Below are 1,556 nucleotides of genomic sequence, written 5' to 3'. Positions count from 1 at the left end.
ATACCACACATCTCTTTGAGCAACATTGCTATCATGTTTGTCTTTAAAAGTCAAGTACATCTTTTGGTGATGAACCAAAAAAATAGATAATTAAAGGACAGGAATGACAATTCTTATGAGACGAAATCTCCTATTTTTTTATATGTATCGTATTTTTTCTCGGCTTTATTTTCATTTAGCTGTACTATTCCTTTACTTTTATTTAAATAACATTGATATTCTCCACATTGAATTGTTATTAGCTATCTATGGGATTACGTTAATGGTTTCTTCCCAATGGAGTTCGAAGCTGACGAAGTATATCTCAGAAAAATACATCATTGCAATAGGTGAACTAGTAAAGGCAACAGGTTTATTATTTTTTACATTTGAATTGCACTTTTATACTTTGGTTATTGCACAAATCTTATCAGGAATTGGGTATAGCCTTACAGCTGGTACAGACTCTAGTTTATTAAGACATATTTTATTAAATGAAGATTCAAGTAAATATAAAAAAGTTGAATCTTCATCAAATAGCTATATGTTTATCTCGTTTTTATTAGCTGGTATTGTTGGAAGTATTTTGTTTAAATTTGACCAATTGTATGTTTTTTATGGATCGATTTGTGCGAATTTTATCTCATTTTTAGCCATCTTGAGTATAGGTACTGATAAATCTGAAAGAAAGCAAGTACAAGAAACTATTGTTGGTAACAACACGCAGATGGAAAATACCTCTTTAGAAAATTTTTGGAAGAATTATTATGCAATATCACGCGCCTTTCCATTAGCAATATTTATAGGATTTTTACCTTATTTTCTCTTCAGAGTTATCGAAGTTAATTTATACTATTTTGGAGTTGTTCTCAGTTTATTTACATTGTTAGGATTTTCTTCGGCACGTTTATTAGTTCGCTTAAATAATACATTTAGTTACAAAAATCTTACACTAGCAACCACAGTTTTTTCTATTATTGCAATGATACTTTTGGGAGTATCTAATAATTTCGTATTAAGTGTAATAGCTGTTGCTTTATTAGGTTTTTCATCTGGTGGAGTGCGACCATTGACATTAAGCAACTTGAATACTAATAAAATGGATGCTAGACAGAGAACAGCCTTATTTTCCTCAATGGAAAAGCTATATGGATTTTGGAATGCTTTTTTATTAATACTTGGCGGAGTTTTATTTGACATTTTAGGTTTTCAAAAATTAATGATCTTTTTCACATTATTTTATATTGTCCTATTGCTGTTTTTTTACAGAAAATATAGTTTTTCTACTCGTCAACCAGTTAAAGATAAGGATTTTAACCTTAAGATCTAGAATAACACTATTTCAACGATTTGGAAGGAACTAATATCTAAAATAATATAAAAAACCCGTGGTGCTAGTTGAGCGTTAGAACTCAACTAGCCCTAGTGTGACCAGCGAATAGGCTAACAATATGCCGTCGAGCGCTACTTCAAATCCGATCATGGAATTCGCTCGAATCTCTGTGATCCGGTATTGGTCAACCAGAACCGAGAACACCGTCTCGATCACTTTGCGTTTTTGTTGGATCCACTTCTCC

1 protein-coding gene and 1 pseudogene are annotated in these 1,556 nt (G+C 31.6%); one reads left to right on the top strand and one right to left on the bottom strand.

Annotated elements, in window-relative coordinates; translation table 11 throughout:
- Window positions 1-103 precede the first annotated feature (103 nt).
- Window positions 104-1,309, top strand: a complete 1,206-nt coding sequence (locus B4113_RS04450) for an MFS transporter (RefSeq protein ID WP_082799295.1) — start codon at window positions 104-106, stop codon at window positions 1,307-1,309.
- 75 nt (window positions 1,310-1,384) lie between these two features.
- On the opposite strand, the pseudogene B4113_RS04445 reads toward B4113_RS04450, so the two are convergent.
- Window positions 1,385-1,556, bottom strand: a pseudogene (locus B4113_RS04445) (IS982 family transposase); the annotation flags it as partial.

It is taken from the genome of Geobacillus sp. B4113_201601, assembly GCF_001587475.1.
In the GTDB taxonomy this organism is placed as follows: Bacteria; Bacillota; Bacilli; order Bacillales; family Anoxybacillaceae; genus Geobacillus; species Geobacillus icigianus.
Note: the sequence above shows the minus strand (reverse complement) of the source record. Positions and strands in the feature narration are given on the sequence as shown.

What these genes read in the sequence shown, in the direction of transcription:
- B4113_RS04450 (WP_082799295.1), top strand. Translation starts at nt 104, where the DNA reads ATGACAATTCTTATGAGACGAAATCTCCTATTTTTTTATATGTATCGT.